Here is a 7,168-nt window from a genome sequence, read left to right as displayed (position 1 = left end):
CGCGCTTCGACAAGCTCGCAAAAAGTTATGCTGCGATGGTCTCGCTGGCTTGTGTCATGCGGTGTATGCGACGGCTTTTTTCAGACAGAGCCTAGTGCACTGACCGTCGCGGTCACGAAATGAAAAATGGGCGTTTCGGCGCCCTTTTTTGCCTCGAATTCAGCCTGTGCCGAGAGTGCAGGAGTCGCATGCTAGGCATGCAAACACGAGGCTTTACGCTGGGCGGGGGGTAACGTCAGAGGGGCCCGTTAAGGGGCGCATACCTACAAGAATCGCCGAGGTCCCGCAAATGTCACATAACTTCGCAAGTCGCTCGTCCAACCGTATACCAGGTGTGGTTGAAATCTCCTTTCCCACTCGTATCCCGCTGGATTGTGCACATCTGGAAGGTCCGGTAAGAAACTTCCAATTCTTCCGGGGCGTTGCCAGAGTGTGCCTGGATCCGACGTCACCGTCGCTGGCGAATGTTCGCTTGCTGGACTCGGTCAGGCGAGATGCCGATGGTTTGATTGAGGTCGAAACGGACTTGTGCTTGCTGTTGCCGGAGGAGGAGCAGGCGACAACTCAACTGACCGTAGTCGCCAATATCGTTAATCGCGGTGGCTGGATAGGGCCATTGGCCGACTTCAGTCAGGGGCCACAGGTTCTGCAGTGTGATGAGAGTGCTATTGCGAACGGTGCAGGTTTCATGGCGAGCCGGGGCATGGCTACGGTCTGGTGCGGCTGGCAAGGCGATATCGCGCCCGATCCTGAACTGATTCTGGCCCGCTTGCCGCGTGCGCAGGATGTTCGTGGCTGGGTGCATGAGGAAATTATTCCCGATACCGCAATCGGTGGTACCAGCAACGCTCGTGAAGCCGGCTATGTGATCGCCGAGCTTGCTTATCCTATTCTCGACTTAGCCAAATGCCGGCTCAGTGTGCGGCAGCAGGCGGATGAGCCCGCAGTGGCGCTGGATACCAACTGCCTGACCGTGCTAGACAGCCATCGAGTGCGTATTCGTCTTGCCCCACAGGCGGATGCTGGGGCGATTTATCGCCTGGAGTATCTGTCCACCGACCCTATCGTCAGTGGTCTGGGTTTTGGGGTGGTCCGCGAAGTCTTCGACTTCCTCAAACAATGTCCATGCGACCAGCGGGGTAACCCGAATCCTTTGTGGCAGGCCGGCCGAGCCGTCACGCTGGTTGCGAAAGGATATTCCCAAGGGGCGCGGTTCCTGCGTGAGTTCCTTCATCTGGGGTTCAACCAAGCTACAGCCGGCAGTCGCTTGTTCGATGCGATGCTGATCATTGCTGGCGGTGCTCGGGTGACTAAGGCAAACCAACCATTCTGGCGGGTGTCCCGGTTCTCTCGCCAGCACGAAGACAGCGATGCACCAGATCTGGCGTTCCCCTTTACTTATGGGCTGTCCGCAGAGCCGTGGAGTGGGCAACGCGATAGCTTGCTACGTCGATGCGAAGCACAAGGCTGCACGCCCAAGATCATGCAATTGGAAACAGACAGCGAGACATGGCATGGGCGGTTGTCGTTATTGGCAACCGATGGCCAAGGGCATGGTATCGATCTGCCCGAGATGGTACGTCTGTATTTCGTCGCCGGTCAGCACGTGGTAGGTAGCCCCGCTTCGTTTGGTGTCGAGGATATCTGTCAGGCCCCCACCAACCCGATAGATTGGGGTTGTTATGCGCGAGCATTGCTAGTCGCTTTGGTTGAGTGGGTAACGCGGGAAGTTACGCCGCCCGCCAGCCGCTTCCCGTCGCTCACTGAGGGCAGCCTGGTGCCTCTGGAGCGCGCAGAGCAGGTCTACCCCCGTTTCTCTGGGCTCCCCTACGACGCAACTATGGCTCCAGCACGGATAGTCATGGATGAAGACCAAGTACGCGAGTATCCGGTGCTGGTACCTTGCCCGGATAGCAATGGCAATCCTATGGGTGGCATCCCGATGCCGGAGCTCGTGGTGCCAGTCGCGACCTACAGTGGACGCAATCGCCGCTTGGTCGGGCATGGTGCGCCGGGCCTGGCTTTGATCTGGGGGAGCTGCGAGCCATTCGCTGACAGCCGCGTGCAAAGGCTTGCCACAGGTGACAGTCGGCTTTCGCTGGAGGAGCGATATTCTTCGCCTGAACACTTCATGAAGCTCTGGCGCCAGGCAGTGGAGACTCTGGTGACGGGGCGATTGCTTCTAGAAGCAGACTCTGCTCAGGTGATTTCCCAGGGTGAGCGTCTGGCCCGAACCGTTTCCAGCATTCAGGAGCCAACCAATGGCCAGCACTGATCTGTTGCGCAAAGTTGGCTGGCGTTTGCTACCCATCTTATTTATCGGTTACACGTTGTCTATTGTCGACCGAGTGAACATCAGTTTCGCGCGCGAGACGATGTCGGTCGACATCGGCCTTAGCGCTGCTGCATTCGGCTTCGGTGCTGGATTATTTTTCTTGGTCTACTGCGCTTTCGAGGTGCCTAGCAATGCTTTGCTTGTGCGCTTCGGCGCTCGTGTCTGGTTGGCTAGGATCATGGTCACTTGGGGGCTGCTTACCATGGCCATGGCTTGGGTACAGACGCCAATGCACTTCTACGCCATGCGTGCGCTTCTCGGCGCCGCAGAAGCCGGGTTTTACCCAGGGGTGGTCTATCTTCTCAGCGGCTGGTTCCCTGCCAGGCATCGTGCTGGTGCTCTTTCCCTTTTGATGCTCGGCGGGCCGGTGGCAGGCATCATTGTCGGGCCGCTATCCATGTATATCTTGGCCCACCTTGAAGGTGCGATGGGTTTCAGGGGATGGCAATGGCTGTTTCTCCTCCAGGGGGCACCAGCGGTGCTGATGGCGGCCGTAATCTATCGCTGGTTGGTGGATACGCCAGCGCAGGCTCCGTGGCTTAAACCGCTGGAGCGCGATGCCTTGCTGCGAGACTTGGATCGAGAAGTTGGACAGCTGGGCAAATCAGGGCGGTTCATTGATGTGCTTCGTGATCCCCAGTTCTGGCGGTTGGCACTCGCCATGGCGATGATTTACCTGGGGGTGTACTCGGTGATGTTCTGGCTGCCAGCGTTGCTTCAACAGCGAGGAGCTGTGAGCCTGCATGCGCTGGGCTGGATGGCGTCAGCGCCTTACATCGCTTCACTGCTGTTTATGCCTTTACTTGCGCTGAACTCAGACCGACTGAATGAACGGCGTTGGCATATATGTGGGGCATTGTTGCTGGCGATCACCGGCATCGTGGTTGCCCTTTGGTTAGCCCGTGATGCAGTAGGCTTGCTGTTGGGCTTGTCGCTTGCATATGCAGGTATTACCGCGACTATTCCATTGATCTGGGCGTTGGTAGGCAAGCTATATCAGGGACGGCAATCTGCGATGGCGATTGCATTGGTCAACACTATTGCTTCGTTAGGTTCGTTCGTAGGTCCCTGGCTGCTGGGCGTTGGTCAGCAGCTGACTGGCTCGTTGCTCGCGCCGATGGCTGCCGTAGCCACCGCACTGGCCATTGGAGCGATGCTGATTCTCAAAGCGCGTGAGCCCTCAGCTGAGCTGTCGCTTCGTTGAAACTACAAGCGGGCGTGGCGTCTAGCCACGCCCGCTTGTTCAGAAGGTCTTCTGCCAAGACAAATAGAGGCGTACCACGTCCTTACGCTCCAACTGGGCTGGCCCGGAGACCGGTATCAGACGCTCTACGTGATCGATTTCGCCGTCGGCACGATGCCTGTTCAGGTACAGCATCACCGACAGGCCGTCAAAGGGCTTTTGCAGTGCATAGCTGATGATCGTGGCCAGTTCGTGGCGGCCGAAGCCTTGGTAGCCGCGCGCACCACTGGAGCGCTTGGCGATTGCCTGCATTTTTAGGCCAGGTATACCCGCTGCGGCCAGGTTCCAGCTGATGTCTGCGGTCCAGGTCCGCTCGTCCTCCAAGCCATAGAAGTTCCAGCCGTTTCCTGATCCTTCCCAAGTGCCAGGATCAGCGTGGAACAGAACTCGGTTGTAGTCCCCCCCCCGCACCTGATTGACCGCCAGGCCCAGTGTCGTGCCGCCAATTGCATGCTCCACACGCGCTTCGCTCCAGCGCGTCGACAGATGTTCGGCTGCTGGTGCATAGCCGCCGAGGCCATTAGTTTCGAACAGGTGGCCCGCGTCCTGTTGCTGGCCGTATGTCAGGCTCAAGCGCGTGGTTGGGCTGAAGCTCGGTGAGAACGACAATCGGGCGAAGTGTTCTTTCAGATAATCAGCGGCAGTCAGTGATTGCAGCATCAGGCGTAGGTTGTCTGTTGGTGCCAGTTCCAGGCCGTAGTAGTCGACATAGTCGATACGTTGACCGGTAAAGTTTTCCAGCTGATCCCCCCAACCATCATCATTACGCGCGGTGTACCGCGAGAAGCGTGTGTAGTACGCCTTCCAGGTGGAAGTCTCGTATGTCAGATCCACACCCGTGGATGTGGCTTTGAGAATACGAGTGTCAGAGTCGGTGTATAGGTGGCTCTTGCGGTTCTGTTTGCCATAACCGACAGTCAGCTGACCTGGCCCGGCGGGGGTGGTGTAGTTGAGGTAGGCTGTACGTGTGCCGGCCAGCGTGCCTGGATCAGTGAGTGTGTGCCTCTGTGGAAGATTCGACACCTCGTCGGCGCTGTCACTGATGCTCAAATCATGGGCGAAGGCGGCACCGTAACGCAGGGCCCAACCTTTAGTAACCTTGCCGGTGAAGTAGTCGAAGGTCCAGGCATCAACCCATTCACGGCGGGACTTGGCAGGGTAACCCTCGTCAGTATCTAGGCTTTGCTCGTTCCAATAGTAGTTTTGGTAGCCGAGCGTGACCTGATCGTTGTCGAGCAGCCATCCGGCATGAGCCGGACTTGCGCAAGCTAGGAAAAGAGTAAGGGGTACCAGGCGTGACGTATTGTTCATCTTATTGATGTCTCCACTGTGGAGACAACAGATTACGTAGCGCTTCAGGTACCGCTTGGCCTGGCTGGAAGACTAGTTGTTTCCAGCGTGCACGATGTACTCATGTTGGCGATAGTCGCTTGGGCTACACCCAAACTGCTGGCGAAAGGCCTTGGAAAAATGCGAGGCGTTGCAGAAGCCGCAACTGAATGCCACATCGGTCATCGTCATGTGGGCTTGCCGAGGGTCGCCGAGCAGGCGGCGGCTCTGCTCCAACCTGCAACGCCAAATGTAACTTGCAGGGGTGATCGACAGCGGCGAGAACATGTTATAGAGCTGGCGTAAGCTGATCCCGAAGTGCTCAGAAAGCCTGTCCGGCGTGATCTCGGGATCGCAGGCATGGTTGTCTACAAAACGCGTGATCTCGCCGAGCAAATATTGATGCGAGCGCGTCGCCTGGCGGGTGCGAGGAGAACGAGCTTTTAACAATGTGTCAAAAGCAAGCTGCTGCAGTGCCCCCTCAAGGACATTGCTTTGCGCATCGGTCAGGCCCGGCAGCTGCTCGAAGGTAGTACGCATCAACTGTCCCATGACCACGCCTGCAGGCTGATCACGGCGTAGCACGCCACCCGCCAAGCCTTTTGCCAGTTGCATATTACGAGGCAGCGAAGCCTTGGCCATCGGCATGGAAATGAAGCTTGCGCTGGAGGTAAAACCCAAGTCATAAGCTTGCTGGTTGTCGGTAAGCAGCAGATCCCCAGGTAGCAGAATCTGCTCTTTGCCAGCAGTGCAATGTTCAATACGCCCTTGCAACACCAGCGCTATCGAGAAGCAGGGCGTGGGCTGCTGCACTTGTGAGCCGGGGCGGCTGAAAATTTTCAGTGGTGTTGAAGCCGTCTTGACGAGGCGCAGACTTCGTTTCTGACGTGCCTCGATTGCCGAGTGAACGATGTCAGTCCCGTTAGCCAGATGCAGGCAGGGCCATAGCAACTGCGCCAAAGTCTGCTGCCATTTGCGATAGCTATCGCAACTGGCATCCACTCGGTATGACACGGAATACATGCACCACCCCACGCTGAGTTGCCTAACCACTAGCAGCATTCGACGCAAGAACTGTGCCGGCGTCAGCGCTTGATGGCAGTACCCTGCCTGCCGATCAGACCGTTGGGAAGGATTTGCCAATAGCGGGTGCATTGCTGCGTTTCATCAAGCCATTCGAAGCCGAAAATCAAAGATTGGCCGATGAGCGAAAGGTCGTTGCTACCCTCGACGACAACCGTCAGTTGCTGCTGAGCGTGGTCGCGGTGACACTGTCCCCAAGCAGTTGTTACCTCATTACCCTTAAGTCCGTTGCCTGGTTTGATAATGCTCCAGAACATGTAATCACCATCCCAGCAGACGCAACCTAGGAACTCTTCATAGCTGAACAGGCCTTGAGGAAATTGTAGGTCTTGCATGAGCGACTCCGTTGCAAAAGACCTCAGCGTTCACGATTGTTGGCTTTGCAGTTGTCTTCGCTATGTAGGGTTTCTTTGCTGGCCGCGCAAACCTTAGCGAAAGGAGGTGCACAGGCCTCTCCACGTCCCTCTTACAGAGAGCAGACGCTGGCAGAAATCTTAGGAAAGGCTTTACCGCTGGCATGCAGCGGTAAAGCGCTTAGCAGCGCGCGATGAGATCGTTTGATATGCGCTGCCTTGTTCGGGAGTGTCTAGCGATTTGTCCAGACGGTCATATCTACGACCGGGTGCCACATCGTACCGCCTGGGAGCAGTTCGTTGACCTTCATGCAAAGGGCGTCATCAAGCAATGCGCCTGGAGCGTGTGTGCTGGCACCATCACACACAACGATAAGCTTGACCGGATACCCCTTGAGGTAATCGATAGCCTCTTGAACAAACGAAGGTACTGGAGCCTGCCCTTCAACCTCTACGCTAACAGTCACATTTTCAGTGAATCTGTCCGAGGCCTCAATTGCACCTGCCAGTACCTTTGCCGGCTCTGCAGTGTCTGGATTGCGAGGGCACGTGAGCGTGATCACGATGTGCGAATTGTCCTTGTGAACGACATCTACAGTGCGAATTCCCGCGAGTCGTGCAGCCTCAAGTGCTTGGGTTTCCACCGATCCGTAAGACATAAAAATCCTCAAGTGTGGTTGATCTCATATCCTTATCGGCACCAAAGTCGCGAACTAGACAGGTTTCTGTTCTAGGCTCTGTCTGAAAAAAGCCGTCGCATACACCGCATGACACAAGCCAGCGAGACCATCGCAGCATAACTTTTTGCGAGCTTGTCGAAGCGCG

At 56.8% G+C, this 7,168-nt stretch carries 6 protein-coding genes and 2 pseudogenes; 3 read left to right on the top strand and 5 right to left on the bottom strand.

Going from position 1 to position 7,168, the window contains the following annotated elements:
• The 3 genes and pseudogenes from ACFY9W_RS28885 to ACFY9W_RS28875 form a co-directional block, all read left to right on the top strand.
• Positions 1–95, top strand: a pseudogene (locus ACFY9W_RS28885) (IS5/IS1182 family transposase); the annotation flags it as partial.
• Between the two features lie 377 nt (positions 96–472).
• Positions 473–2,275, top strand: a complete 1,803-nt coding sequence (locus ACFY9W_RS28880; protein WP_391138217.1) for an alpha/beta hydrolase domain-containing protein — start codon at positions 473–475, stop codon at positions 2,273–2,275.
• Complete coding sequence (locus ACFY9W_RS28875) at positions 2,262–3,539, top strand: MFS transporter (RefSeq protein WP_391138214.1); 1,278 nt, start codon at positions 2,262–2,264, stop codon at positions 3,537–3,539. Before ACFY9W_RS28880 ends, ACFY9W_RS28875 begins: the two co-directional genes overlap by 14 nt.
• Positions 3,540–3,578: 39 nt before the next feature.
• Here the strand turns inward: ACFY9W_RS28875 and ACFY9W_RS28870 are convergent, their stop codons facing one another.
• The 5 genes and pseudogenes from ACFY9W_RS28870 to ACFY9W_RS28850 form a co-directional block, all read right to left on the bottom strand.
• Positions 3,579–4,889, bottom strand: a complete 1,311-nt coding sequence (locus tag ACFY9W_RS28870; protein ID WP_391138211.1) for an OprD family outer membrane porin — start codon at positions 4,887–4,889, stop codon at positions 3,579–3,581.
• Between the two features lie 72 nt (positions 4,890–4,961).
• Positions 4,962–5,930: a helix-turn-helix domain-containing protein gene (locus ACFY9W_RS28865; RefSeq protein ID WP_391138208.1), complete on the bottom strand. Its 969-nt coding sequence runs from the start codon at positions 5,928–5,930 to the stop codon at positions 4,962–4,964.
• A gap of 62 nt (positions 5,931–5,992) precedes the next feature.
• Complete coding sequence (locus ACFY9W_RS28860; RefSeq protein ID WP_391138205.1) at positions 5,993–6,325, bottom strand: hypothetical protein; 333 nt, start codon at positions 6,323–6,325, stop codon at positions 5,993–5,995.
• A 251-nt stretch (positions 6,326–6,576) separates the two neighbouring features.
• Positions 6,577–7,002 carry a hypothetical protein gene (locus ACFY9W_RS28855; protein WP_391138202.1) on the bottom strand — a complete coding sequence of 142 codons (426 nt, stop codon included), beginning with the start codon at positions 7,000–7,002 and terminating at the stop codon, positions 6,577–6,579.
• Positions 7,003–7,073: 71 nt separating this feature from the next.
• A pseudogene (locus ACFY9W_RS28850) lies at positions 7,074–7,168 on the bottom strand (IS5/IS1182 family transposase); the annotation flags it as partial.

The organism is Pseudomonas sp. NPDC008258 (genome assembly GCF_042956345.1).
Lineage (GTDB): Bacteria > Pseudomonadota > Gammaproteobacteria > Pseudomonadales > Pseudomonadaceae > Aquipseudomonas.
Note: the sequence above shows the minus strand (reverse complement) of the source record. Positions and strands in the feature narration are given on the sequence as shown.

Excerpts from the sequence above, each read along its gene's own strand:
- ACFY9W_RS28875 (WP_391138214.1), top strand. The coding sequence starts at position 2,262 with ATGGCCAGCACTGATCTGTTGCGCAAAGTTGGCTGGCGTTTGCTACCC.
- ACFY9W_RS28865 (WP_391138208.1), bottom strand. The coding sequence starts at position 5,930 with ATGTATTCCGTGTCATACCGAGTGGATGCCAGTTGCGATAGCTATCGC.
- ACFY9W_RS28860 (WP_391138205.1), bottom strand. The coding sequence starts at position 6,325 with ATGCAAGACCTACAATTTCCTCAAGGCCTGTTCAGCTATGAAGAGTTC.
- ACFY9W_RS28855 (WP_391138202.1), bottom strand. The coding sequence starts at position 7,002 with ATGTCTTACGGATCGGTGGAAACCCAAGCACTTGAGGCTGCACGACTC.
- ACFY9W_RS28870 (WP_391138211.1), bottom strand. The coding sequence starts at position 4,889 with ATGAACAATACGTCACGCCTGGTACCCCTTACTCTTTTCCTAGCTTGC.